We start from the raw sequence: 23,105 nt of genomic DNA on the forward strand, positions 1-23,105 counted from the left end.
CGGAACGCCAGGCGAGCCCGGCTTCGGTGCCGAAGGCCCGCAGCACCCCGGCTGTCTGACCGGCCGTTTCCACCCCTGAATACCTCCGGCAACGCTTCGTCGGCAGCTCCGCTCCGGAAGCAGATACCCGGTCGAAGGCCGCCGAAACGTCTCCGTTCCGCGAACCGCCGGGGCCGCGGCAGCGCCTCCTCCGCAGCCTGAAAGAATCCCGGGCGTGTCTGACGAACAGAACGGTCGCCTGCGGGTGCTTTCCGGGATTCAGCCCACTGCCGACTCCTTCCACCTCGGCAACTACCTCGGCGCCCTGCGCCAGTGGGTGCGGCTGCAGGACACCCACGAGACCTTCTACTGCGTCGTCGATCTGCACGCGATCACCGTCGAGCAGGACCCCAAGGTGTTGCTGGAGCGGACGCGGCGTTCGGCCGCGCAGCTGCTCGCCATCGGGGTCGACCCGGCGCGCAGCGCGCTGTTCGTGCAGAGCCACGTGCCCGAGCACGCGCAGCTGAGCTGGGTGCTCGAATGCCAGACCGGCTTCGGCGAGGCCGGCCGGATGACCCAGTTCAAGGACAAGGCCGCCAAACAGGGCAGCGACCACGCGAGCGTCGGCCTGTTCACCTACCCGGTGCTGATGGCCGCGGACATCCTGCTGTACCAGACGAACGCGGTGCCGGTCGGCGAGGACCAGCGGCAGCACCTCGAGCTGACCCGCAACCTCGCGCAGCGGTTCAACAGCCGGTTCGGCAAGACGTTCGTCATGCCGGAGCCGTTCATCGTCAAGGACACCGCGAAGATCTACGACCTGCAGGAACCGACGGCGAAAATGAGCAAGTCGGCGTCGACCGGCAACGGGCTCATCGAACTGCTGGAAGACCCGAAGCGCTCGGCGAAGAAGATCCGCTCCGCGGTCACCGACACCGGCCGCGAGGTCCGGTTCGACCGCGAGGAGAAGGCCGGCGTCTCCAACCTGCTCACGATCTACTCCGCGCTGACCGACCGCACGATCGCCGACCTCGAGACCGCGTACGAGGGCAAGGGTTACGGCGATCTCAAGAAGGACCTCGCCGAGGTGCTGGTCGACTGGGTCACGCCGCTGCAGGAGAGCGTCCAGTCCTATTTGGACGATGTGGCCGAGCTGGACCGGATCCTCGCCGCGGGGGCACAGCGGGCGCGCGAGGTCGCGTCGGCGACGCTCGCGTCGGTGTACGAGCGGGTCGGGTTCCTGCCCGCCAGCTGAGCGGGTGTCTTCAGCGGCATTCCAGTCCGGGGGGATGGAATAACGTGAAGTTCAAAACTGGGTTGTGGCCGCTCGGTGTCGCGACGCTGGTGCTGGTCGCGTCGTGCGGCGGGATGTCCGGCTCGGACAACGAGAAGGCGAAAGACCCGAACGGCGACGGCGAGACCGTGCAGCGGCCGGGTTATGCGAACTCGCAGTATCCGGACCCCGCTCCGATCAAGGAAAAGGCGAACCCGCAAGCGGTGCAGATCGGCGGCAAGCCGGTCATCCGGTGAAGATCTTTTCGAAGCGCCGCAAGACGGAGAGCCCGTCGGACGCTTCCGGCGACGCCGTGCTGGTCCTGGGAGACGCGCTGGTCGACTTCGACTTCGACCTGAAAGCGGACAAAAACGCGAGCAAGCTGCAGGACCTCGGCAAGAAGTTCGCGGAGAACTTCGCGAAGCAGATGAGCGCGCCGGCCGGGGCGAACGTCATCGGGTACGACAGCGCGGCCTTCCCGAAATCGGTCGCGCAGCCCTGTCCGATGCTCACGCCCGACGCGGTGGCCCCGGCGATCGGCACCGACGCCTCGCCGATGGTCGCCGAAACCCCTGCCACCGCGGTCGGCGACATGATCATGACCAGCAGCACCAAGCACAACTACGTGCAGATCGACTGCGAGCGCGGCACCGGCCACGACAACGGCATCGACCGGCGCGCACTGCACCTCGCCGCGATCAGCTTCCTCAGCGAGGACGCGGCGAAGGGCTATCTCGGATCCGCGCCGAACGACGGGCAGTCCGCGCCCGCCCAGGTCGCGGACGAGGGACAGGTGCGCAGCAAGGGCCAGACTCACGGCGAGGTGCTGTTCCGCAAGGGCCGCTTCGTGTTCAAGCTCTACCTCGCCGACCACAACGCCGCGCCGGAGGGCATCAGCGGCGCGGACGCGACCCGGCTGCTGGTGCCCGCCGCGCAGAAAATGGTCTCCGCCTTCCACGAGCAGTAACGGCGCGGGCACGCTCGCGTTGCGGGGCCCGGTTGGCGTGGTTAGCGTTTTCCGGTGGCGAAAGAGACCGGTGACAAGGAAAAGCTGCTGCCCCGGCTGCGGCGGAAGTACCCGTGGCTGGATCACCTGATCCGCGCCAACGATTCCTTCAACGAAAACTACGGCAACCATTACGCGGCGGCGATCACCTACTTCAGCGTGCTGTCGGTGTTCCCGATCTTCATGGTGGCGTTCGCGATCGTCGGCATGGTGCTCGGGCACAACGCCGCGGTGATCGATCAGCTCACGCACGGGATCGACAGTTCGGTGCCGGAGGGGCTGCGCGGCCTGGTCAAGCAGATCACCGACGCCGCGCTGAAGTCCGGCAGCGGCATCGGGATCTTCGGGCTGCTGCTGGCGGCCTACTCCGGCGTCGGCTGGATGGCCAACCTCCGCGACGCGCTCACCGCGCAGTGGGGCCAGGAGAAGAAGACCGAACCGTTCGTCAGCAGGACGATCAAGGACCTGCTGTCGCTGCTCGGGCTCGGGCTGGCGCTGGTCGTGTCGTTCGCGATCACCGCGGCGGGCAGCGGGCTCGGCGAACTGCTGCTGAAGCTCGTCGGGCTGGAAGGCCAGGGCTGGGCGAAGTTCCTGCTGCACGTCGCGACGATCGTGCTCAGCCTGATCGCCAACGCGCTGGTCTTCCTGTGGGTGATCGCCCGGCTGCCGCGGGAGCACGTCGCGCTGCGGAGCGCGGTCAAGGGCGCGCTCATCGCCGCGGTCGGATTCGTGGTCTTGCAGCAGGTCGCGACGGTTTACCTGGCGAGCGTCACGAAGTCGCCGTCGGCGGCGATCTTCGGGCCGGTGATCGGGTTGCTGGTGTTCGCGAACCTGGTGTCGCGGTTCCTGCTGCTGGTGACGGCCTGGACGGCGACCGCGCGGGAGAACCAGCGCCGCGTCGTGCAGCCGCCCGCTCCGGTGGTGCTGGAGCCGCGGGTGACGGTGCAGCACGGGCTCGGGATCGGCTCGGTGGCGGGCGCGTTCAGCGCTGGCGCGTTGCTGGCCTGGCTAGGCAGGCGAAAGGGCTGACCACCCGAAAAAAGGGCCTCCTCGAGCGGATCGAGGAGGCCCTTTTTCGTGGGGAGCTACGCGCGGACGTTGCGCTTCCGCTGATGGCTGAGGACGAATCCGGCCACGATGACGAGCAGCACCACGACCGTCAGGATCCAGCCGGTCGTTCCGAACGGGTCCGGCTTTTCCGCCGCCGCGGTCGTCGCTCCCGCGGGAGTGACGCCCTTGTCGGACATCGGGGCGGCGTCGGCGGACAGCGGCTGATACGCGATCTGACCGACCGGCTGCGCGCCGCTCTTCTCCAGCGCGAAGCCGTAGTCGAGCAGTTTCGCCGCCTGGTCGACCACCTTCGTCGGGCGCTGTTCGGCCCGCATCATCACGATCGCGAGGCGGTGGCCGTCGCGTTCCGCGCCGCCGACGTACGTGTGCCGCGCGTCGTCCGTGAAGCCCGTTTTCCCGCCGAGGAAACCGGGATACACGCCGAGCAGCTTGTTGTCGTTGAACACCGGGATCGGCGGCTTCCCGTCGACGGCCGGGATCGTGAAATTCTTCGTCGCCACCACCTTGGCGAACTCCGGCTGCTTCATCGCGTAGTGGAAGACCAGGCTCAGGTCGTACGCCGAGGTGGACATGCCCGGTCCGTCGAGGCCGGAGGGGGTCGCCGCGCGGGTGTCCGTCGCGCCGATGCGGGCGGCGAGCGCGTTCATCTTGACGACCGCCGCGTCGACGCCGCCCAGCGCGGTCGCGAAGGCGTGCGCCACGTCGTTGCCCGAGTGCATCAGCAGGCCGTGCAGCAGCTGGTCCACCGTGTAGTGCCCGCCCGCGGTGATGCCGACGCAGGTGCACTCCTGCTCGGCGTCCTCCTTCGTCGGGACGATCACCTGCTCCGGCTTCAGCTCGGTGACCACCACCAGCGCCAGCAGCGTCTTGATCAGCGACGCCGGCCGCTCCCGCGCGTGCGGGTCCTTCGCCGCGACGACCGCGCCGGTGTCGAGATCCTGCAGCACCCACGACGCCGAGGTGTCGCCCGCGGGCAACGGGGGCGCGCCGGGCGGGAGGATCGGGCCGCAGGCGCCCAGCCGGTCGCCGCCGACCGGCTGCGCGGGCACCGGAAGCGGCGGCGGGACGAACTGGCCCGGCTTCGGCTTCTCCGAGGTGTCCACCGGGGGCGGCGGCGCGGCGTGGTCGGTGCATTGCTCCGCCAGCGCCGGCGCGGCGAGGGCGACGGGCGCGGCAAGGGCTACGAGGGCTGCGGCGAGTGTCGCGGCGAATGCTCGCAGCGACCGGGCGAAAGCGGGGTGCACCCACGCAATCTAGCGCCGATGGCCCGGCGGCATACTCGAGACATGCGCATTTCACGAGGTACAGCGATGGCCTTGTTCGCTTTCGGCATCTGGTCCTGGATCATCTGGATCACGTTCGCGAAGAATCTGTGGGCCAGCAACCAGTCGTGGGCGGCCGACGGTTCCCCGACGGGGTACTTCATCGTGCACGCGATCCTGACGGTGGTCTCGTTCGTGCTCGGTACCGCCATCGGGGTGCTCGGCTGGCGCGGCATCCGGGCGACGTCGGGGGCTTCCCGGGACCGCGCGAACACCTGATGCGGGGATGAGTCCTTTGGTCGGTGGCGCGGCGCGTCCGGGCTGGCTTAGTTTCGGGCGACCGACCATGGAGGCTAAATGTCCCGTTTACGTCGTTTGCTCGTCCCGCTCGCGGCAGCCGGGGTCGCTGCCGGTGCGGTGGCCGTGCCGGCGTCCGCCGCGCCCGCGCCGTCGTGTGACACCACCAGCAAGCAGTACAGCTACGTCGTGCTGTACCAACCGGGCGAGAACCAGCGTTCGGTCGACGCGGAGCTGACCGCCAAGTGCGGCAAGCGGATCGCGTACTACCCGGAGATCGGAGTCGCGGTCGCCAGTTCGCGCAACGCGGACTTCGCCGACCGGCTCGGCGTGAAGCGGGCGTACTCGGGCGGCAAGGACGTCGCCGCGAAGGCCGCCGCCCGCGCCGGACTGCGCTCGGCGATCGGCATGCTGGAGCAGACGGAGAGCGTCGCCGTCGGTGACGATTTGTCGACTCAGCAGTGGGACATGCGCGCCATCCACGCTCCGGAAGCGAACAAGATCAACCCTGGCTCGCGGTCGGTCACCGTCGGCGTGCTGGATTCCGGCATCGACGCCAAACACCCCGCGCTCGCGCACGCGGTGGACGCGCAGTCTTCCACCGGCTGCGTCACCGGCGCGCCGGACGCCTCCGCGTGGACCCCGACGAACTCCGACCACGGCACGCACGTCGCCGGCACCATCGCGGGCAAGGATCCGGCGCGCGGCTTCACCGGCATCGCGCCGGGCGTGCGGTTGGCTTCGGTGAAGGTCGTGAACGACGACGGTTACATCTTCCCGGAGGCGGCGGTCTGTGGCTTTGTCTGGGCCGCACAGCACGGTTTCCAGGTGACGAACAACAGCTACTACATCGACCCCGGTATGTTCTACTGCCGCAACGAAGCGGGCGACGCTGCCGCGTACGAGGCCGTACGGCGGGCCGTGACTTACTCGACGCAGCGCGGAACTCTCAACATCGCTGCGGCGGGCAACTCGGGCTTCGACGTTCGTACGCAGACCGTGGATCCGAACCGTCCACACAAGATCGACTCTTCGTGCGGCATCCTGCCGAAGGCGATCGACGGGGTCGTGACGGTGTCCGCGGTTGGTTACGCGGGTACGAAGGCTTACTACTCCAACTACGGCTCAGTCACGGTCACCGCGCCGGGTGGGGATTCGGGGCAGAAGCCGCCTGCCGGACAAGGCGCGGGATGCCCGCTGTCGACGATTTTCAACGGCGCTTACGGCACTAAGTGCGGTACTTCGATGGCTTCGCCGCACGCGGCCGGGGTCGCGGCCTTGCTGGCTTCTACGCATCGGAACGCACCGCCGCGGGCTTTGACGGCTTTGCTTACCGCGGAAGCGGATCCGGTGGCTTGCGATGCGTCGGCGTGTGAAGGGCCGAAGCAGAACAACTCGTACTACGGGCGTGGCCTAGTCAACGCTCTGGACGCGGTTCACTGACCCAGCCCTACGTCCGTGAAGGGCTCCTTGAGGGAATCTAATTCCCTCAAGGAGCCCTTCACGGACTTCAAAGCTAGGCGGGCATCGCAGGTGGTTTGCCTAGGGAGACTGGTGGGCGAGGGCGAGTACGTGCGGCAGCGTAGGCGGCGCGCAGTTCATCCAGGACGGCATTCGGCTCGGTGCGAAGCCTGGACGGCAGTGTTTGGACGACTGCGACCCCGAGCGAGGCGTAGCGAGTATTCCGTCGCAACGTTTGCGCGTAGTCGGCTGAACGGAAGTGGAAATCCAGAGAATCGATTTCCCAGGCCAGTCCCACGTCATCCCACCAGAAGTCCGGACGGCCGGCATAGCTGCCGGCACTGTCGTACAGCGCTTCATTCTGGTGAGTCGGCGGGTGTGGGAGGGTCCTAGTCAGTTTCTGCGCTTCGGCTTCGGCGACAGACCTGGCGTTTGCCCATTCGGCGAGGAGTCGGCGAGGAAGTGCTGTGCCGCGTTTGGTACCGCGGTCCAGTTCTTCCGCGAGCGCCTGCGGGGTGCATCCTCCTCGTTGGACTGCTTCGATCAGCGCTTGCCCGATGATGTTGGCTGTCCGATTTCGGCGAACGAAATCCGTTGTCGCCCTGACCAGCGGAGCAAGCGGTACACCCGCGCGCAACCAAGGTCGAGGCAGACGTTTTGTGCGTTCGATGATGACAAAGTCGGAGCTGGTCCTCTTGAGATGATGAGGGATCAGCACGTGAATCCGCTGCTCGCTCGCGGCGGAAACGGCTAGGCGCAGCCCGTATCGGCGGCATGCTTCTTCGCCCGTGACGACCGCGGCAGTACCTGCGTAAAGCAGGGCGGCGTGCACGAGTTGGTCCGGTGTCGGATCGTTGTTGTGCAGGAGGATGATCCCGGGCAACAGCCGTCGCCACGGGCCTCCAGGCAAGCATCTTCGATAGATGACCTTGCTGTTCATGTCCAGTGATTCCAGCGTCATCGCTCGGATCACTTGGTTAGTGCTGTGCCGGGAGAGTACGTCGGGTCCCTTCGCCCAGCGGCCTTGTCTCTGCATCTCACCAATGCTGCCGCAGTTGCCAGCGTTGGAAGGCTGTCCAGCGCCGACCTGTGAACAACCCCAAGACTTGTGGATACCTGGGCTAAAAGACGTGAAGGGCTCCTTGAGGGAATCTAATTCCCTCAAGGAGCCCTTCACGGACCGCCAGAAGAATCAGACGCGCTTGAAGAGGAGGGCGCGTTTTACTTCCTGGATCGCCTTCGTCACCTGGATGCCGCGCGGGCAGGCGTCGGTGCAGTTGAACGTCGTGCGGCAGCGCCACACGCCTTCGCCGTCGTTCAGGATGTCCAGCCGCTCCTCGGCGCCCTCGTCGCGGGAGTCGAAGATGAAGCGGTGGGCGTTCACGATCGCCGCCGGGCCGAAGTACGAGCCGTCGTTCCAGTAGACCGGGCAGGACGACGTGCAGCAGGCGCACAGGATGCACTTGGTGGTGTCGTCGAACCGGTTGCGGTCGGCCTGGGACTGGATCCGCTCGCGGGTCGGCTCGTTGCCGTAGGTGATCAGGTACGGCTTGATCGCCCGGTACGCCTCGAAGAACGGGTCCATGTCGACGTAGAGGTCCTTCAACGTCGTCAGGCCCTTGATCGGGGCGATGGTGATCTCGGTTTTCTTGCCGTTCTTCTCCAGCAGGTCCTTCAGCAGCACCTTGCAGGCCAGCCGGTTGATCCCGTTGATCTGCATCGCGTCCGAACCGCACACGCCGTGCGCGCACGAGCGGCGGAAGGAGAACGTGCCGTCGATGTAGTCCTTGACGTAGAACAGCAGGTTCAGCACGCGGTCGGTCGGCTGCGCCGGGACGTCGTAGGACTCCCAGTGCGGTTCGGAGTCGACCTCGGGGTTGAACCGCAGGATCTTCAGCGTGACCTGGATCGGCGTGTGCTCGTCGGACGCCTTGGAGGAGGGCGCCTCTGGGGTGGCCGTCGTCATCAGTACTTCCGCTCCATCGGTTCGTAGCGGGTGAAGGTGACCGGCTTGTAGTCGAGCCGGATGTCGGCCGACAGCCCCTCGCCCTGCTTGTAGGCCATGGTGTGCCGCATGAAGTTCGTGTCGTCGCGGTTCGGGTAGTCCTCGCGGGCGTGGCCGCCGCGGGACTCCTTGCGCGCGATCGCGCCGACGACCAGTACCTCGGCCAGCTCCAGCAGGAAGCCGAGCTCGACGGCCTCGAGCAGGTCGGTGTTGTACCGCTTGCCCTTGTCCGCCACGGTGATCCGCTGGTAGCGCTCCTTGAGCGCCTGGATGTCGGTCAGCGCCTGCTTCAGCGTGTCCTCGGTGCGGTACACCGAAGCGTGCGAGTCCATTGTCTGCTGCATTTCCTTGCGGATGTCGGCGACGCGCTCGTCGCCGTGCTCCGACAGCAGCAGCTTCAGCTGGTCCTCGACCAGTGCGGTCGGGTTCTCCGGCAGCTCGACGTGGTCGTGCGACAGCGCGTACTCCGCGGCGGCGATGCCCGCGCGGCGGCCGAACACGTTGATGTCCAGCAGCGAGTTCGTGCCCAGCCGGTTCGACCCGTGCACCGACACGCAGGCGACCTCGCCCGCGGCGTACAGGCCCGGGATGACGTGCTCGTTGTCGCGCAGCGCCTCGCCGTGGACGTTCGTCGGGATGCCGCCCATGACGTAGTGGCACGTCGGGAACACCGGCACCGGCTCCTTGACCGGGTCGACGCCCAGGTAGGTGCGGGAGAACTCGGTGATGTCCGGCAGCTTGGTCTCGAGGACCTCGACCGGGAGGTGGGTCACGTCGAGGACGACGTAGTCCTTGTTCGGCCCGCAGCCGCGGCCCTGCAGCACCTCCTGGACCATCGACCGGGCGACGATGTCGCGCGGCGCGAGGTCCTTGATGGTGGGGGCGTAGCGCTCCATGAACCGCTCGCCGTCGGCGTTGCGGAGGATGCCGCCCTCGCCGCGCACCGCCTCGGAGATCAGGATGCCGAGGCCGGCCAGGCCGGTCGGGTGGAACTGGAAGAACTCCATGTCCTCCAGCGGAAGGCCCTTGCGGAAGATGATGCCGAGGCCGTCGCCGGTCAGGGTGTGCGCGTTCGAGGTGGTCTTGAAGATCTTGCCCGCGCCGCCGGTGGCGAACACGATCGACTTCGCCTGGAACACGTGCAGCTCGCCGGTGGCCAGCTCGTAGGCGACCACGCCGGAGGCGATCGGGGTGCCGTCCTCGCCCTCGGACAGGATCAGGTCGAGCACGTAGAACTCGTTGAAGAACTCCGTGCCGTGCTTGACGCAGTTCTGGTACAGCGTCTGGAGAATCATGTGGCCGGTGCGGTCCGCGGCGTAGCAGGCGCGGCGCACCGCGGCCTTGCCGTGGTCGCGGGTGTGGCCGCCGAACCGGCGCTGGTCGATCTTGCCCTCGGGCGTCCGGTTGAACGGGAGGCCCATCTTCTCCAGGTCGAGGACGGCGTCGATGGCCTCCTTGGCCATGATCTCCGCGGCGTCCTGGTCGACCAGGTAGTCACCGCCCTTGACGGTGTCGAAGGTGTGCCATTCCCAGTTGTCCTCTTCGACGTTCGCCAGCGCGGCGCACATGCCGCCCTGTGCCGCGCCGGTGTGGGACCGGGTCGGGTAGAGCTTGGTGAGGACCGCGGTGCGGGCGCGCTGACCGGACTCGATGGCCGCGCGCATGCCGGCGCCGCCCGCGCCGACGATCACCACGTCGTACTTGTGGAACTGCATAGGGAAAGACTCCGCTAGCTAGTGGTGGGTGCGCCCTTAGGAGGCGGGCATCTCGGGGTCGAACGTGAAGATCACCATCGTGCCGACGGCCAGGATGAGCGCCATCGAGACGTAGAGCAGGATCTTCAGCCAGAACCGGGTGGAGTCCTTGCGCGCGTAGTCGTCGATGATCGTGCGCAGCCCGTTGCCGCCGTGGATCTCGGCGAGCCACAGCATCGCCAGGTCCCAGAACTGCCAGAACGGCGAGGCCCAGCGGCCGGCGACGAAGCCCCAGTTGATGCGGTGCACGCCGCCGTCGAGGATGTTCATGATGAACAGGTGGCCCAGCACCAGGATGATCAGCGCGAGCCCGGAGATGCGCATGAACAGCCAGCTGTAGAGCTCGAAGTTGCTGCGCCGGGCGGACGGGCGCCGCGGCGAGCGCGGCTTGTCGAGGATCAGAGCGTCGGCCATGGGATCAGGCACCCCCGAAAAGCGTCTCGACGGTGCGCTTCAGCATGAAGAACGCACCCGGAACCATCACGACCACCCACACGACGCCGATGACCCAGAGCATCGTCTTCTGGTACTTCGGGCCCTTGGCCCAGAAGTCGACCAGCAGGACGCGCAGCCCGTTGAGCGCGTGGTACAGCACCGCGCCGACAAGACCGACCTCGAGCAGGTTCACGATCGGCGTCTTGTACGTCTCGATGACCTGGTCGTAGGTGTTCGGCGACACGCGCACGAGCGCGGTGTCGAGCACGTGCACGAACAGGAAGAAAAAGGTCAGCACGCCGGTGATGCGGTGAAGCACCCAGGACCACATGCCGGGGTCGCCCCGGTAGAAGGTTCCCTGCCGGCGTGAGGCACCCGCCCGATCGCTAGCTCCTGCCCCGCTTTCGGTGGCAGTGCTCGCCGTGGTGGACATCGGTGAACGGCCTCCAACGTCATGACTGTCGTGCCCGGGTGACCGGTGAGGTCCGCACCCGCGGCCGGGGTCGGTCCACTGGGGACAACTCCGGCGACGGTGCCGAGATCAGGGGCCATCGAGCGTGGATGCATGGATGCTAGACCCGACCCATACGCCCGGCTCACCTCCGGGTTCCTCTCTGTGACAGACCAGACACCGGTGACCACGCCAGACCACTCGGTCGTGTGGTCTGGCGCACGTCTGAGCTGGCCGTGAAGGACTCCTTCCGGGAATCAGATTCCCTCGAGGAGTCCTTCACGGACCTTCCTCGGACGAAAAGGGCGCCACGGTGCGTGACGGCGGCGGGCGGGGCGGAGGGTGTTGATCACGGTCGGCGCCGGAATGGTCGCGGATCAGACCTCCGAGTAAACGTTTGTGTTACGTAGCGTGCCTTTCCTATGGCGGTTACCCGGCGGTTGGGTACGGTCTGCCAGTTGAGCCCGGCGACCGTGACCGGGCCGTTCCTGGATCGTCCGCTGGATCAGCGGGGAGGGAGACACACGTTGCGTCGCATGCGTGGAACCGCGCTGGCCGCCGCGACCATGGCTGGGGTGCTTGCACTGGCCGGGTGCGCGAAGGACACCGGGGGAAGCAACAACAACGCGTCCGGTTCGGACGGCAATGCGGGCTCGAACTGCATCACCGCCCCGAAGCCGCCCGCCGCGCCTGCCGCCGCCACGAGCAGCAGCGCCGCCTCGGGCAAGGTCGACGGCAGCAAGCTCAAGGTCGGCCTGGCCTTCGACGTCGGCGGTCGCGGTGACGCTTCCTTCAACGACGCGGCCGCCGCGGGCACCGACCGGGCGAAGTCCGAATTGGGCGTCCCGACCGTCAACGAGAGCACCGCGAGCGCGAGCGAAAGCGAAGCCGCCAAGCAGCAGCGGCTCGAGCAGATGGCGCAGCAGGGCCTGAACCCGATCGTCGCGGTCGGATTCGCCTACGCGCAGTCGGTCAAGGCCGTCGCCGCCAAGTACCCGAACACCAAGTTCGCGATCGTCGACGACGACTCGATCACCCTGCCGAACGTCACGCCGCTGGTGTTCGCCGAGGAGCAGGGCTCGTTCCTGGCCGGCGTCGCCGCCGCGTACAAGAGCAAGAAGTGCCACGTCGGCTTCGTCGGCGGCGTGAACACCCCGCTGATCCAGAAGTTCGAGGCGGGCTTCCTGCAGGGCGCGAAGGCCGTTTCGAGCAAGATCAAGATCGAGGACGAGTACCTGACGCCGGCCGGCGACTTCTCCGGCTTCCAGGACCCGCCGAAGGGCAACGCGAAGGCGGCCGCGGAGATCTCGCGCGGCGCGGACGTCGTCTACCACGCCGCCGGCGCCTCCGGCAAGGGCGTGTTCGACGCGGCCAAGCAGAACAACGCGCTGGCCATCGGCGTCGACTCCGACCAGTACAACCAGAAGACTGTCGCCGCCGACAAGGACATCATCATCACCTCGATGATCAAGCGCGTCGACGTCGCGGTCTTCGAGTACCTGCAGGCCGTCGCGAAGGGCGACCTGAGCACGGTGCCGAAGCGTTTCGACCTGAAGTCCGACGGTGTCGGCTACTCCACTTCGGGCGGCAAGGTCGACGACATCAAGGACGTGCTGGACGGGTACAAGGCCCAGATCGTCTCCGGCGCCATCAAGGTCTCGGACAAGCCGGCCAAGTAACGCTCACGACGCGGCAGGGCTCGGAAGGATCTTCCTTCCGAGCCCTCACGCGTTTCCGACAGAACGGGATGTCCCCTCCGATGACCGAGATCGAGGCCGAAGCCGTCCCCGACCGGGGCGTGCCGGCCGTCCAGCTGACCGGGATCACCAAGCGGTTCCCCGGTGTCGTCGCGAACTCCGACGTCAACCTCACCGTCGCGGCGGGCGAGGTGCACGCGCTGTGCGGCGAGAACGGCGCGGGCAAGTCGACCCTGATGAAGATCCTGTACGGGATGCAGCAGCCCGACGAGGGCAGCATCGCGATCAACGGCGCCGAGGTGAGACTGCGCAACCCGCAGGACGCCATCCGCGCCGGGATCGGCATGGTGCACCAGCACTTCATGCTCGCCGACAACCTGACCGTCGCGGAAAACGTGTTCCTCGGCGCGGAATCGCTGCACGGCATCGGCCGCGCGGCGCGGACGCGGCTGCAGGAACTGGCGAAGCGGACCGGGCTGCACGCGAAGCCGGACGCGCTGCTGGAGGAACTCGGCGTCGCCGACCGCCAGCGCGTCGAGATCGTCAAAGTCCTTTACCGCGGCGCGAAAATCATCATTCTGGACGAGCCGACCGCCGTGCTCGTGCCGCAGGAAGTGGACGCGCTCTTCGCGACCGTCCGCGAGATGCAGGCCGACGGGTACACGTTCCTCTTCATCTCGCACAAGCTGGACGAGGTGCGCGCGATCGCCGACACGGTCACCGTGATCCGGCGCGGCACCACGGTCGGCACCGCGGACCCGAAGAAGATCACCAGCCGCGAACTGGCCGAGATGATGGTCGGTTCGGAGCTGCCGAGCCCGGAGACGCGCGAGTCGACGGTGACCGACCGCGAGGTCCTGCAGGTACGCGAACTGCGGCTGTCCGCCGAGGGCTCCGAGCGCAACGTGCTGGACCACATCTCCTTCACCGTGCACGCGGGCGAGGTGCTCGGCATCGCGGGCGTCGAGGGCAACGGCCAGACCGAACTGGTCGAAACGATCATGGGGATGCGCAAGGCGAGCGGCGGCCACATCGAGCTGACGCCGCCGGACGGCGAGACGCGCGACCTGGTCAAGCTGGGCACGCTCGCCCGGCGCGAGGCGGGCATCGGCTACATCGCCGAGGACCGCACGCGGCACAGCCTCCTGCTCACGCAACCGTTGTGGGTCAACCGGATTCTCGGGTACCAGACGCGGGAACCGGTGTCCGGCGGGCAACTGCTCAACATCGCGGGCGCGCGCGAGGACACCGAGCGGATCGTGCGCGAGTACGACGTCCGCACGCCCGGCATCGACGTTCCGGCCGCCGCGCTGTCCGGCGGGAACCAGCAGAAGCTGATCGTCGGCCGCGAGCTGTCCGGCAATCCGGTGCTGCTGATCGCTTCGCACCCGACGCGCGGCGTCGACGTCGGCGCCCAGGCGCTGATCTGGGAACAGATCCGCCAGGCGCGTGCCGACGGTCTCGCCGTGCTGCTGATCTCCGCGGACCTCGACGAGCTGATCGGGTTGTCCGACACCATTCGCGTGATGCTGCGCGGTCGGCTCGTGAGCGAGGCGAACCCGGCCACCGTCACCCCGCAGGAACTCGGTTCCGCCATGACCGGCGCCGAAGAAGGTGAAGACTCATGAGTTCGTGGCACACGCGGCTGCTGCCGCCTCTGCTCGCGATCGCGTTCGCGGTGCTCCTGTCCGCGATCGCGCTCGTCATCTCCGGCGCCGACCCGTTGCAGGCGTACGGGACGATGATCGGCCAGCTGTTCAAGGGCTCGACCGCGGTCGACACGGTGAACCTCGCGACGGTGTACTACCTGTCCGGTCTCGCCGTGGCGATCGGGTTCCAGATGAACCTGTTCAACATCGGCGTCGAGGGTCAGTACCGGTTCGCCGCGGTGGTCGCCGCGATCATCGGCGGGGCGCTGCAGCTGCCGCCGGTCATCCACACCATCGTGATCCTGCTGGTGGCCATCGTTTCCGGCGCGCTGTACGCGACGATCCCGGCCGTGCTGAAGGTGACCCGCGGCGTCAGCGAGGTCATCTCGACGATCATGCTGAACTCGATCGTCGCCGGCATCATCGCGTTCCTCATCAACGCCGACCAGTTCGGCGTGCAGACCGGCAACAACATCGGGACCAGGGTGATCGCGCCGTCCGGCCGGATCCCGGGCATCCCGGTCGGGTCGGGCACGCTGTTCGGGTTCGTGTTCATCGCGATCGTGATCGGCGGCGCGTACTGGTTCATGCTGAACCGCACCCGGTTCGGCTTCGAGCTGAAGGCGAGCGGCGAGTCCGCGACGGCCGCCGCGGCCGGCGGTGTGAGCGCGAAGAAGATGACGCTCATCGCGATGCTGCTCTCCGGTGCGGTGGCCGGTCTGGTCGCCATGCCGGAACTGCTCGGCCGCGACTACAGCTACGGCATCACCGCGACCCAGATGTACGGCTTCACCGGCATCGCGGTCGCGCTGCTCGGCCGCAACCACCCCGGCGGCATCGCGTTCGGCGCGCTGCTGTGGGCGTTCCTGGACACCTCCGCGGTGTCGCTGGAGCAGATCAACGTGTCCAAGGAGATCGCGACGATCATGCAGGGCATCATCGTGCTCTCGGTCGTCGTGGCGTACGAGATCGTGCGCCGGGCCGACCTCGCCGCGGAACAGCGCAGGGTGGGCAGGGCGCTCGCCGGCAACGGCCGCAAGGGCGCCTCGGTCGCGGAAGGCGGTGCGGTGTGACCACCACGACGGAGTTCTCCCGGCCGGGGCCGGAGTCCGGGACGCCGATGCCGGTCAAGCGCAAGCGGCCGCGGGTCCCCGGCTGGCTGCGCGGCGTGATCTGGGCCGTGGTCGCGATCGCGGTCATGTCGACCGCGTCGTACGCGACCGGTGTTTCGGCGCTGACGTCCAGCAACACCGCGTCGACCGCGCTGCGGCTGGCGCTGCCGATCCTGCTGTGCGCGCTGGGCGGGCTGTGGGCCGAGCGCGTGGGCGTGATCAACATCGGCCTCGAAGGCATGATGATCCTCGGCACCTGGGGCGCGGCCTGGGGTGCGTATTACGGCGGCGCGTGGGTCGGCCTGCTGGCCGCGATCGGTTTCGGCGCGCTCGGCGGGCTGCTGCACGCGGTGGCGACGGTGACGTTCAACGTCAACCACATCGTCTCCGGCGTCGCGATCAACCTGCTCGGGCTCGGCGTCGCGAAGTATCTGGCGAACCTGATTTTCGAGCCGCTGTCGGGAAACCCTCGCCAGTCGCCGCCGGTGCCGAAGTTCGACACCTATTCGGCGGCCGGATTGTCGGACTGGCTGGGCTCGCTGGAAAACCAGCAGCGTGTCGGATTGTCTGACGTCGCGGGCATTCTGCGCGGGCTGGTGACCGGGGTCGCGCCGCTGACCATGATCGCGATCGTGCTGATCCCGGTCAGCTACTGGATTCTCTGGCGCACGCGGTTCGGCCTGCGGCTGCGTTCGTGCGGCGAGAACCCGGTCGCGGCGGAGTCGCTCGGCGTGAACGTGTACCGGTACAAGTACGTCGGCGTGCTGATCTCCGGCGGTTTCGCCGGCATGGGCGGCGCGTCGCTGGTGCTGCTCAAGGGCGGCGCGGACTACCTGGAGAACCAGACCAACGGCCGAGGGTACATCGGTCTGGCCGCGATGATCTTCGGCAACTGGCGGCCGGGCGGGCTGCTCGGCGGCGCCGCGCTGTTCGGGTACTCCGACGGTCTGCAGCTCGCCGGCGGCGGCGACGCGGTGCTGGCGCTGCTGTACGGCGCGGTGATCCTGCTGGCGATCATCGTGATCGTGCAGCTGATCCGGAAGCGCTGGCTCGCGGCCGCGCTGGGCGTCGTCGGCGCGGGGATTCTGTACGCGATCTACTGGACCAACGACACGCTGCCGAGCGACTTGATCCCGTACACCGCGCATTTCGTGACGCTGATCGTGCTAGCCGTTGCGTCGCAACGACTTCGGCCGCCCAAGGCGGACGGTGCGCAGTACCGTCGAGGGGAGGGCGACTGATGTCCGAAGTGGACTGGGAAGCTTTGCGCGCGGCCGCGGTTTCGGCTGCTTCGCACGCTTACGCGCCTTACTCGGGACTGCACGTCGGCGTCGCGGCTATTGTGGACGATGGCCGGCAGGTGACCGGGTGCAACGTCGAAAACGCTTCGTACGGCTTGGGTTTGTGCGCTGAGTGCACAATGGCCGGACAATTGCGACTGTCCGGCGGTGGCCGTTTGGTCGCGGTGGCTTGCCGTAGTGGCGCGGGTGAGCTGTTGATGCCATGTGGACGGTGCCGCCAGATTCTGTTCGAACTCGGCGGTTCTTCTTGCCTGGTCGACACTCCGCGCGGGGTGCTGCCGATGTCGGAGGTGCTTCCGGACGCGTTCGGGCCGGAGGATCTGCCGTGACTTTCACTGCGGTAGACGTCATTCGGACCAAACGCGACGGCGGACGGCTGAGTGACGAACAGATCGACTGGGTCGTCGACGCCTACACCCACGGAGTGGTCGCCGAAGAACAGATGGCCGCGCTGGCCATGGCGATTTTCCTGCGTGGCATGGACGAGGGCGAGATCGCGCGCTGGACGGGCGCGATGATCGACTCGGGCTCGCGGCTGTCGCTGGACGTCGCGCGCCCGACCGTGGACAAGCACTCGACCGGCGGGGTCGGCGACAAGATCACCTTGCCGCTGGCTCCGCTCGTCGCCGCGTGCGGTGCCGCGGTGCCGCAGCTGTCCGGTCGCGGACTCGGCCACACCGGTGGGACGCTGGACAAACTCGAGTCGATCCCCGGGTGGCGTGCGGCCCTGTCTCTGGACGAAATCGCAGCGCAGCTCAACTCGGTCGGCGCGGTGGTCTGCGCGGCGACTGAGGGGCTGGCTCCGGCGGACAAGAAGCTGTACGCGCTGCGGGACGTCACGTCGACGGTCGAGTCGGTGCCGTTGATCGCCAGCTCGATCATGAGCAAGAAGATCGCCGAAGGTGCTTCGGGCCTCGTGCTGGATGTGAAGGCTGGCTCCGGGGCGTTCATGAAGACCGTGCCGGAGGCGCAGCTGCTGGCGCGGACGCTCGTGGACATCGGCACTGCGCACGGCGTGGCTTGCACGGCGTTGATCACCGACATGAGCACGCCGCTCGGACGGGCGGTCGGGAATGCGGTCGAGGTCGCCGAGGCGGTTGAGGTTCTCCGCGGTGGTGGTCCTTCGGACGTGGTCTCGTTGACGGTGGCGTTGGCGCGGGAAATGCTTGCTTTGGCAGGGATTTCGGTGGATCCGGCCGAGGTGCTCGCGTCTGGCGAGGCTTACGAAGTGTGGGCTCGGATGATCACCGCCCAGGGTGGGGATCCTGCGGCCGCCTTGCCGCGTCCTGCTCATGTGCATGTGGTCGAGGCGCCTGCTTCGGGGGTGCTGACTTCGCTGGACGCCTACGCGGTCGGCGTCGCGGCTTGGCGACTCGGGGCCGGCCGGGCGCGGAAGGAAGACCCGGTGCAGGCCGCGGCGGGGATCTTGTGCCACGCGAAGCCGGGGGATGCGGTGGTGGCGGGGGAGCCGTTGCTGGAACTGCACACGGACACTCCGGACGCGGTGCCCGCTGCTCTCGCTGCTTTGGAGGGCGGGTTCTCGGTGGGCGCGGAGGCTCCCGTTGCGCGGGGGATCGTGCTGGAGACAGTTCGGCCCTGACCCGGTTCGAAGCGACGAAGCCCCTGCCCAGAGTTTGGGCGGGGGCTTCGTTCTTGCTTCTCACGCCTGGTTGTCCACACCTGTCCCGGGTTGTGGAGCAATCGGCCTCGGCGCGCTCTCCTCGCCGGGTTCGTCGGGTAGCGCCGGTAGAATGGGCATGGGCAGCCCCCCAGAGGAGGGCGGGGGTGGGCTTCGGTCCGGGTTTCGGAGGAGCGGGCTTCGGTCCGGGTCTCGGGGGCGGGCTTCGGCTCAGGTTTGGCCGAGGCGCATGGTCTTCAGGTCGTAGCGGGTGTCGCATTCTCTGGCCACGGTGGGGAAGTGCGAGTCGGTGACGCCGTGCGGCTGGCGGCGGTGAGACGACGAAGCCCCCATCCGGGTCCCGGACGGGGGCTTCATCGTTCAACGCTCTCAGTCGGTCGACTCGTCCGAGTCGCCACCGGCCTTGGCCTTCGCGTCCGCGGCCTTGGGCGACCGGCCGTTGCGCGAGCTGGCGCGGCGCGGCTGGCGCGGGGCGGGCGGCGGCGGGGCGATCTGCTGCACCGCCGGCCCGCCGCCGAGCATCAGCTCCGCGAAGGTCGCCATCGCTTCGTCCAGCTGTCCGCCGATGCGGCGCACCGACTCGTCGTTGCTGCGGCGCACCAGCGAGTCCACCGCGTCGGTGTCCGGCTGCTTCGACAGCGTGCCTTCGACCTTCGACAAACCGCTGCGGACCGAGCCGTCCAGGTCGCCGATGCGTCCGGTGACGTCGTCTTCGACCTTGTCGATGCGGCTGGACAGGTCGTCGAGACGCTGGGTGATCGTTTCGAGCTTCGTGCCCACCGCGTCGAGCCGGGCGGCCGGGTCGATCATCTCCCCGGTGTCGGAGACCGCGCTCTTCAGCGCGTCGGTCGCGGTGGCGATGCGTTCCTTCGTCGCGCGGTCGAGTTCGTCGACGCGCGAGCGCAGTTCCTGGTCCGTCGTCTCGATCCGCTCGCGCAGCGACGTCTCGGCCATCTCGATCCGGTCGCGGATCGGGCCCTGCGTGGCCTGCGGCAGCGACTCCAGCTTCGCGTCCTGCTTGTCCAGGTGCCCGCCCAGCTCGTCGAGCCGGCGGTGGATGTTCTGCAGCTTGTCCTCGAGCCCGTCCATCCGGCCCGCGACGCCCTCGAACCGCGCCGCCACGCCGTCGAGGCGTCCGTCGAGCTGGGCGAAGGGCTTCGCCAGCTTGTCGACGATGCTCTCCACCGCGTGCGTGAGCGCGGCGATCGCGTTGTCCTGCGACTCCAGCCGCGTCATCGCCTCGTCGAGGCGTTCCGCCAGCACCCCGACCTCGGTCCGGTCCGGCAGTTCCGACAGCCGCTTGCGCACCGCGCCCAGGGAGTCCACCGGCGCGAGCCGGGCGTAGATGTCGTCGAGCGCGTCGAAGATCTGCTGCTGCTCGCTCTCACGAACCTCGGCCGCGCGCACCAGCATGTTGCGCATCCGGTCGAACGACGGAGCGGCAATGTGGTTGTCAGTGGTCACTGCGGTGTCCTTCGTCGGCGGGGAAAATGGAAGGGACTGACCCGAGCTTATCGATGAAGAAAATTGCTGTGCGTATGGCCCCCGGGGAACGCGGATAACGACCGTGCCACCCGGATGGCCGATTCCTTGCGCACAGTGCTGAGCAGAGGGTTGTTCCGGTGCTCTCGGTTACGGCCAGGTAGGGGAATGACAGCGAGGCTACCGTTGGAGCATGTCGGACGTAACCCCGCTGAGCGCGGAGATCCTGCGCCGCGCGCCCAAGGTCCTGCTCCACGACCATCTCGACGGCGGCTTGCGGCCCGCCACGGTCGCCGAACTCGCCGAGGATCTCGGCTACCGGGACCTTCCCGCGACGGATCCGGACGAGCTGGGCCGCTGGTTCCGCGCCGCGGCGGACTCCGGTTCCCTCGTGTCGTACCTCGAAACGTTCGCCCATACGTGTGGCGTGATGCAGACCGAGGAAGCGCTGGTCAGGGTTGCCGCGGAAGCGGTCGAGGACCTGGCCGCGGACGGCGTGGCCTACGCCGAGCTGCGGTACGCGCCGGAGCTGTTCGTGGAACGCGGGCTGTCACTCGATGCAGTGGTTGAGGCTGTCCAGGAGGGTTTCGCCGAGGGGATGCGGAGGGTAGCCGCGGGCGGCGGCCGGATCCGGGTGCGGACCCTGTTGTGCGGGATGCGCCAGCACGCCCGCGCGCTCGAGATCGCCGAACTGGCGGTGCGCTACCGCGACGCCGGGGTGGCCGGATTCGACATCGCCGGACCGGAAGACGGATTCCCGCCCACTCGCAATCTGGACGCATTCGACTATTTGCGCCGGAACAATGCGCACTTCACTATTCATGCCGGCGAAGCGTTCGGCCTTCCGTCGATCGGCGAGGCAATCCAGTACTGCGGTGCGGAACGGCTCGGGCACGGCGTGCGGATCATCGACGACATCGCCACCGACGCCGACGGAAATGTCCACCTTGGACGGTTGGCCTCCTACGTCCGGGACCGGCGGATCCCGCTGGAAATCTGCCCCTCGTCGAATGTCCAGACGGGAACCGTGCCGTCGCTGGCCGAGCACCCCATCGGACTGCTCGCCCGGCTGCGCTTCCGCGTCACCGTCAACACCGACAACCGGCTGATGAGCGGCTGCACGATGACCAGTGAATTCGCCGCGCTGGCCGAGACGTTCGGCTCCGGCCTCGACGACTTCCGCTGGTTCACGATCAACGCCATGAAATCCGCGTTCCTCGATTTCGACGAGCGGCTCGAGCTGATCGAGAAGGTCGTCAAACCCGGGTACGCGGCGCTCGGCTGATTCCCGGCTCCCGCCCGCGGCCGCCCGGAAAGGCGGTTGCGTTCGTTAGCCATGCCAACTATCGTTCACTATGTAAGACATATTTCTCAAATAGTGAGACGGTGAACGGAATGGCGCAGGTCGAGACCGGGGAGCAGGTGCGGCAAAAAGGCAGCTCACGACGGTGGCTGATCCTCGCGCTCGGCCTCGCCGCGCAGACCGCCAGCTGCTCTTTCCTTTACGGGCTGCCGTTTCTCGTGCCCGCCATGCGCGAGGCCGACCGCCTGACGCTGGCGCAGGCGGGCACGGTCGTCGCGGCCCCGAGCATCGGCCTGCTGCTGACGCTCATCGCCTGGGGCGCGGCTGCGGACCGTTACGGAGAGCGCCTGATCATGGCGCTGGGCCTGGGTGTTTCGGGGTTACTCCTCGTGTACGCCGCCCTGTGGCACCACCCGGTTGGACTTCTCTTTGGAGTGTTTCTGGTAGCCGGTGCGTGCACAGCTTCGGTGAACGCGGCGAGCGGCCGGGTCGTGATGGGCTGGTTCGCGAAATCCGAGCGCGGCGTCGCGATGGGCATCCGGCAGACGGCGCAGCCGCTGGGCGTCGGAGTGGCCGCGCTCGGGCTGCCGCCGCTGGCCGCGCAGTGGGGGTTCCAGGCGGCGATGCTGCTTCCGGCCGCGCTCGCGGTCGGCGTGGCGCTGCTGGTGGCGGTGTTCGTCATCGACCCGCCGCGGCCGCCGCGCGCGGCGAAGGGGGAGCGGCCGCCGTCGCCGTATCGCAAGCCGTGGCTGTGGCGAGTGCACGGCGCGAGCGCGCTGTTGGTGGTGCCGCAGTTCGCCGTGTCCGCGTTCGCGCCGGTGTATCTGGTGTCGCAGCATCAGTGGACCGCCGCGCAGGCCGGGGTGTTCGTCGCGGTGGCTCAGGTGCTCGGCGCGCTCGGACGGCTGGCGTCCGGATACTGGTCGGACCGGGTCGGCAGCCGGTTGCGGCCGATGCGGCAGCTCGCGGTCGCCAGTGTCGTCGTGATGCTGCTGGTCGCGCTCGGCGACGCGACTTGGCTGTGGCTGGTGCTGGCCGCGCTGGTGCTGGCGGCGGTGATCACGGTGGCGGACAACGGCCTCGGCTTCACGGCGTCGGCCGAGCTCGCCGGGGTCGCGTGGTCCGGCCGCGCGATGGGGACGCAGAACACCGCGCAGAACATCGCCGCGTCGGCGACGCCGCCGTTGCTGGGCTTGGTGATCGGGGACAGCCGGTACGCGCTGGCGTACTGCGTGGCGGCGATTTTCCCGCTGCTGGCAATCGGTTTGGTTCCGGTTCGCGCGGAGTCCGAAAAGGACTAAGCGCGCACGCCGTCGAGAAAGAACGCCAGGTGCCGTCGCCAGGTTTCGGGTGATTCGCGGATCAAGGCCGACATCGCGGAGACCAGCGGGGCGAGGTCCGCGGGTTCGAAATCGGCGCGCAGCTGACCGGATTCCTTTGCCCGGTCGATGATTCGCGCGGCGTGCTCGAAACCGGCGCGGCACGCCTCCAGCACGGTGGGGCTCAGCGGCAACCGCCGGGCAAGCGCGTCGCTGAGGCCGTGGTCCTTGGCCTGCAACGCGAACAGCCCGTCGAGGAATCCGGTGAAGCCCTGCCACGGGTCCGGTTCCGCCAGCGCCTGCGTCGCCAGCTCGTCCAACGCGGCGAGCTGTGCGGGCAGGATCGCGTCGACGAAGGCTTCGCGGGTCGGGAAGTGCGCGTACAGCGTGCCGATGCTGACCCCGGCGCTGCGGGCGATCTGCTCCAGCGGCGCGTCGAGGCCGTGCTCGCCGAACGCGCGCGTCGCGGCGGCCAGCAGCTTGTCGCGGTTGCGGGCGGCGTCCGCGCGCAACGGCTTCGATCCGGTGGCCATGGGTCCCATCGTACAAAGTCGAGGGTGTCCTCAGTTTTTGTGGTAGCTTGGCGAACGAAGTCGAGGGCACCCTCGG

At 68.0% G+C, this 23,105-nt stretch carries 23 protein-coding genes; 14 read left to right on the plus strand and 9 right to left on the minus strand.

Annotation, left to right across the window (positions count from 1 at the left end; all coding sequences use genetic code 11):
- Window positions 1-214 precede the first annotated feature (214 nt).
- From trpS to yhjD, 4 genes are read left to right on the plus strand one after another with little or no spacing between them, the layout of a single operon-like run.
- Window positions 215-1,234, plus strand: coding sequence for a tryptophan--tRNA ligase (gene trpS / locus SSMG_RS02695; protein ID WP_009072532.1), 1,020 nt, complete (start codon window positions 215-217; stop codon window positions 1,232-1,234).
- 44 nt (window positions 1,235-1,278) lie between these two features.
- A complete protein-coding gene (locus SSMG_RS02700; protein ID WP_037712337.1) occupies window positions 1,279-1,509 on the plus strand; it encodes a hypothetical protein in 231 nt (76 codons plus the stop codon).
- Window positions 1,506-2,219, plus strand: coding sequence for a hypothetical protein (locus tag SSMG_RS02705; protein WP_037712340.1), 714 nt, complete (start codon window positions 1,506-1,508; stop codon window positions 2,217-2,219). The genes SSMG_RS02700 and SSMG_RS02705 overlap by 4 nt, the downstream gene beginning before the upstream one ends.
- Window positions 2,220-2,273: 54 nt before the next feature.
- Window positions 2,274-3,287, plus strand: a complete 1,014-nt coding sequence (gene yhjD / locus SSMG_RS02710; protein WP_009072536.1) for an inner membrane protein YhjD — start codon at window positions 2,274-2,276, stop codon at window positions 3,285-3,287.
- A gap of 56 nt (window positions 3,288-3,343) precedes the next feature.
- Here the strand turns inward: yhjD and SSMG_RS02715 are convergent, their stop codons facing one another.
- A complete protein-coding gene (locus SSMG_RS02715) occupies window positions 3,344-4,573 on the minus strand; it encodes a D-alanyl-D-alanine carboxypeptidase family protein (RefSeq protein WP_009072538.1) in 1,230 nt (409 codons plus the stop codon).
- A gap of 42 nt (window positions 4,574-4,615) precedes the next feature.
- On the opposite strand from SSMG_RS02715, the gene SSMG_RS02720 reads away from it, so the two are divergent.
- The gene (locus tag SSMG_RS02720) at window positions 4,616-4,870 is read left to right on the plus strand and encodes an SCO4848 family membrane protein (protein ID WP_009072540.1); all 255 of its coding nucleotides are present in this window, start codon (window positions 4,616-4,618) and stop codon (window positions 4,868-4,870) included.
- A 78-nt stretch (window positions 4,871-4,948) separates the two neighbouring features.
- Window positions 4,949-6,331 (plus strand): S8 family serine peptidase, encoded by a 1,383-nt coding sequence (locus SSMG_RS02725; protein WP_009072543.1) that lies wholly within the window; start codon window positions 4,949-4,951, stop codon window positions 6,329-6,331.
- Between the two features lie 73 nt (window positions 6,332-6,404).
- Here the strand turns inward: SSMG_RS02725 and SSMG_RS43140 are convergent, their stop codons facing one another.
- From SSMG_RS43140 to sdhC, 5 genes are all read right to left on the minus strand, one after another.
- Window positions 6,405-7,310, minus strand: coding sequence for a hypothetical protein (locus SSMG_RS43140; protein WP_199785772.1), 906 nt, complete (start codon window positions 7,308-7,310; stop codon window positions 6,405-6,407).
- A 231-nt stretch (window positions 7,311-7,541) separates the two neighbouring features.
- Window positions 7,542-8,315: a succinate dehydrogenase iron-sulfur subunit gene (locus SSMG_RS02730; protein ID WP_009072547.1), complete on the minus strand. Its 774-nt coding sequence runs from the start codon at window positions 8,313-8,315 to the stop codon at window positions 7,542-7,544.
- On the minus strand, window positions 8,315-10,069 hold the full coding sequence (gene sdhA, locus SSMG_RS02735; RefSeq protein ID WP_009072549.1) for a succinate dehydrogenase flavoprotein subunit: 1,755 nt from the start codon (window positions 10,067-10,069) through the stop codon (window positions 8,315-8,317). Before sdhA ends, SSMG_RS02730 begins: the two co-directional genes overlap by 1 nt.
- Window positions 10,070-10,105: 36 nt before the next feature.
- Window positions 10,106-10,522 (minus strand): succinate dehydrogenase hydrophobic membrane anchor subunit, encoded by a 417-nt coding sequence (locus tag SSMG_RS02740; RefSeq protein WP_037712346.1) that lies wholly within the window; start codon window positions 10,520-10,522, stop codon window positions 10,106-10,108.
- 4 nt (window positions 10,523-10,526) lie between these two features.
- Window positions 10,527-10,976 (minus strand): succinate dehydrogenase, cytochrome b556 subunit, encoded by a 450-nt coding sequence (sdhC, locus tag SSMG_RS02745; RefSeq protein ID WP_009072553.1) that lies wholly within the window; start codon window positions 10,974-10,976, stop codon window positions 10,527-10,529.
- A gap of 554 nt (window positions 10,977-11,530) precedes the next feature.
- Between sdhC and SSMG_RS02750 the strand changes: the two genes are divergently transcribed.
- The 6 genes from SSMG_RS02750 to SSMG_RS02775 all read left to right on the plus strand — a co-directional run bounded on the left by SSMG_RS02750 (window position 11,531) and on the right by SSMG_RS02775 (window position 18,353).
- On the plus strand, window positions 11,531-12,673 hold the full coding sequence (locus SSMG_RS02750) for a BMP family protein (protein WP_037712353.1): 1,143 nt from the start codon (window positions 11,531-11,533) through the stop codon (window positions 12,671-12,673).
- An 80-nt stretch (window positions 12,674-12,753) separates the two neighbouring features.
- On the plus strand, window positions 12,754-14,319 hold the full coding sequence (locus tag SSMG_RS02755) for an ABC transporter ATP-binding protein (protein ID WP_037712355.1): 1,566 nt from the start codon (window positions 12,754-12,756) through the stop codon (window positions 14,317-14,319).
- Window positions 14,316-15,413: an ABC transporter permease gene (locus tag SSMG_RS02760; RefSeq protein WP_009072561.1), complete on the plus strand. Its 1,098-nt coding sequence runs from the start codon at window positions 14,316-14,318 to the stop codon at window positions 15,411-15,413. The genes SSMG_RS02755 and SSMG_RS02760 overlap by 4 nt, the downstream gene beginning before the upstream one ends.
- Window positions 15,410-16,693 carry an ABC transporter permease gene (locus tag SSMG_RS02765; protein ID WP_009072563.1) on the plus strand — a complete coding sequence of 428 codons (1,284 nt, stop codon included), beginning with the start codon at window positions 15,410-15,412 and terminating at the stop codon, window positions 16,691-16,693. Before SSMG_RS02760 ends, SSMG_RS02765 begins: the two co-directional genes overlap by 4 nt.
- Window positions 16,693-17,082, plus strand: coding sequence for a cytidine deaminase (locus SSMG_RS02770; RefSeq protein ID WP_009072565.1), 390 nt, complete (start codon window positions 16,693-16,695; stop codon window positions 17,080-17,082). The genes SSMG_RS02765 and SSMG_RS02770 overlap by 1 nt, the downstream gene beginning before the upstream one ends.
- Window positions 17,079-18,353, plus strand: a complete 1,275-nt coding sequence (locus tag SSMG_RS02775; protein ID WP_009072567.1) for a thymidine phosphorylase — start codon at window positions 17,079-17,081, stop codon at window positions 18,351-18,353. The genes SSMG_RS02770 and SSMG_RS02775 overlap by 4 nt, the downstream gene beginning before the upstream one ends.
- 249 nt (window positions 18,354-18,602) lie before the next feature.
- Here SSMG_RS02775 and SSMG_RS45195 read toward each other — a convergent pair whose 3' ends face one another.
- Both SSMG_RS45195 and SSMG_RS02780 read right to left on the minus strand, forming a co-directional pair.
- Window positions 18,603-18,749: a hypothetical protein gene (locus SSMG_RS45195; protein ID WP_158687982.1), complete on the minus strand. Its 147-nt coding sequence runs from the start codon at window positions 18,747-18,749 to the stop codon at window positions 18,603-18,605.
- Window positions 18,750-18,761: 12 nt separating this feature from the next.
- Window positions 18,762-19,856: a hypothetical protein gene (locus SSMG_RS02780; protein ID WP_009072569.1), complete on the minus strand. Its 1,095-nt coding sequence runs from the start codon at window positions 19,854-19,856 to the stop codon at window positions 18,762-18,764.
- A 211-nt stretch (window positions 19,857-20,067) separates the two neighbouring features.
- Here SSMG_RS02780 and SSMG_RS02785 point away from each other — a divergent pair, with 211 nt between their 5' ends.
- The gene (locus tag SSMG_RS02785; protein ID WP_009072571.1) at window positions 20,068-21,159 is read left to right on the plus strand and encodes an adenosine deaminase; all 1,092 of its coding nucleotides are present in this window, start codon (window positions 20,068-20,070) and stop codon (window positions 21,157-21,159) included.
- A 110-nt stretch (window positions 21,160-21,269) separates the two neighbouring features.
- Window positions 21,270-22,478: an MFS transporter gene (locus tag SSMG_RS02790; RefSeq protein WP_037712357.1), complete on the plus strand. Its 1,209-nt coding sequence runs from the start codon at window positions 21,270-21,272 to the stop codon at window positions 22,476-22,478.
- Here SSMG_RS02790 and SSMG_RS02795 read toward each other — a convergent pair.
- Window positions 22,475-23,029 carry a TetR/AcrR family transcriptional regulator gene (locus SSMG_RS02795; RefSeq protein ID WP_037712358.1) on the minus strand — a complete coding sequence of 185 codons (555 nt, stop codon included), beginning with the start codon at window positions 23,027-23,029 and terminating at the stop codon, window positions 22,475-22,477. The genes SSMG_RS02790 and SSMG_RS02795 overlap by 4 nt on opposite strands.
- Between the last annotated feature and the right edge of the window lie 76 nt (window positions 23,030-23,105).

The organism is Streptomyces sp. AA4 (genome assembly GCF_000158875.1).
In the GTDB taxonomy this organism is placed as follows: domain Bacteria; phylum Actinomycetota; class Actinomycetes; order Mycobacteriales; family Pseudonocardiaceae; genus Amycolatopsis.

Bases quoted from the DNA above. Each gene is read 5' to 3' on its own strand.
- SSMG_RS02795 (WP_037712358.1), bottom strand. From the start codon at position 23,029: ATGGCCACCGGATCGAAGCCGTTGCGCGCGGACGCCGCCCGCAACCGC.
- SSMG_RS02755 (WP_037712355.1), top strand. From the start codon at position 12,754: ATGACCGAGATCGAGGCCGAAGCCGTCCCCGACCGGGGCGTGCCGGCC.
- SSMG_RS02750 (WP_037712353.1), top strand. From the start codon at position 11,531: ATGCGTGGAACCGCGCTGGCCGCCGCGACCATGGCTGGGGTGCTTGCA.
- SSMG_RS02785 (WP_009072571.1), top strand. From the start codon at position 20,068: ATGTCGGACGTAACCCCGCTGAGCGCGGAGATCCTGCGCCGCGCGCCC.
- SSMG_RS02790 (WP_037712357.1), top strand. From the start codon at position 21,270: ATGGCGCAGGTCGAGACCGGGGAGCAGGTGCGGCAAAAAGGCAGCTCA.
- SSMG_RS02720 (WP_009072540.1), top strand. From the start codon at position 4,616: ATGCGCATTTCACGAGGTACAGCGATGGCCTTGTTCGCTTTCGGCATC.
- SSMG_RS02725 (WP_009072543.1), top strand. From the start codon at position 4,949: ATGTCCCGTTTACGTCGTTTGCTCGTCCCGCTCGCGGCAGCCGGGGTC.
- sdhA (WP_009072549.1), bottom strand. From the start codon at position 10,069: ATGCAGTTCCACAAGTACGACGTGGTGATCGTCGGCGCGGGCGGCGCC.
- SSMG_RS02760 (WP_009072561.1), top strand. From the start codon at position 14,316: ATGAGTTCGTGGCACACGCGGCTGCTGCCGCCTCTGCTCGCGATCGCG.
- SSMG_RS43140 (WP_199785772.1), bottom strand. From the start codon at position 7,310: ATGACGCTGGAATCACTGGACATGAACAGCAAGGTCATCTATCGAAGA.
- sdhC (WP_009072553.1), bottom strand. From the start codon at position 10,976: ATGTCCACCACGGCGAGCACTGCCACCGAAAGCGGGGCAGGAGCTAGC.
- SSMG_RS02770 (WP_009072565.1), top strand. From the start codon at position 16,693: ATGTCCGAAGTGGACTGGGAAGCTTTGCGCGCGGCCGCGGTTTCGGCT.
- SSMG_RS02730 (WP_009072547.1), bottom strand. From the start codon at position 8,315: ATGACGACGGCCACCCCAGAGGCGCCCTCCTCCAAGGCGTCCGACGAG.
- SSMG_RS45195 (WP_158687982.1), bottom strand. From the start codon at position 18,749: ATGAAGCCCCCGTCCGGGACCCGGATGGGGGCTTCGTCGTCTCACCGC.
- SSMG_RS02740 (WP_037712346.1), bottom strand. From the start codon at position 10,522: ATGGCCGACGCTCTGATCCTCGACAAGCCGCGCTCGCCGCGGCGCCCG.